Genomic DNA, 727 nt, shown 5'->3' with positions numbered 1-727 from the left:
CCCGGCTGGTTCTCGACGCGCCAGCAGGCGGAATCCGTCTCCGGCTACAAGGTTCTGGTCGAGGACGGCAGCGAGCGCATTCTGGGCGCGCACTTGCTGGGACCGCATGCCGATGAGGTTATCAATGTCTTTACCCTTGCCGTGCGGCACGGGCTGACGGCCGACCAGCTCAAGGACACGATGTTCGCCTATCCCACTGGAGCGTCCGACATCTCGTCGATGTTGTGAAGGTAGGTAACGTGGGAGAACGCAGTCCCTGTCTGGCTTCTGCGGGTCACGGAATGTGGGACAAATTTTTCAGCGCCACGGGGCAGTGATCGCAAGGTCTGCTCCTGCTGCGACAAGAGGAAGAAGTGCCAAGAGGGGAGACTGCGGATCTCGTCAAGAACACCGTTTGGGCTTCTACTGACGAGACAGGTGGAGCGCCGCGAGGTGCTCCGCTCGTTTTTTTGCGACGATGAATGCCTCATCCGCCCGTGCCGAAGGGCTGCACCCAGACCACCAGAAGGACAAGGTAGAGCGCGTAGACGACTGGCAGGGTGAGGACCTGCCAGAGCCGGAAGCCCTTGCGCCCCCACCAGATGAAGGCGGCGTAAAGCGCGGGCATCAGAGCCACGAAGCTCAGCGTGACCCAGAACAGCTGGAAATCGTCGATCGTCATCCCGACGATCGTCAGCGGAATGAAGGCCAAGGTCATGGTCACGGCATGATCGCCGATGACGCTGGT

The 727-nt window shown here is 60.9% G+C and carries 2 pseudogenes; one reads left to right on the top strand and one right to left on the bottom strand.

The features are described 5' to 3' along the window. Positions 1-228: pseudogene (locus O4G76_RS19885) on the top strand (NAD(P)/FAD-dependent oxidoreductase); the annotation flags it as partial. Positions 229-466: 238 nt separating this feature from the next. Here the strand turns inward: O4G76_RS19885 and O4G76_RS19880 are convergent. Continuing rightward, positions 467-727, bottom strand: a pseudogene (locus O4G76_RS19880) (sodium:calcium exchanger); the annotation flags it as partial.

The sequence above is a fragment of the Limimaricola sp. G21655-S1 genome, assembly GCF_027213785.1.
Classification (GTDB): domain Bacteria; phylum Pseudomonadota; class Alphaproteobacteria; order Rhodobacterales; family Rhodobacteraceae; genus Limimaricola.
This window is presented reverse-complemented; position numbering and strand designations above follow the sequence as displayed.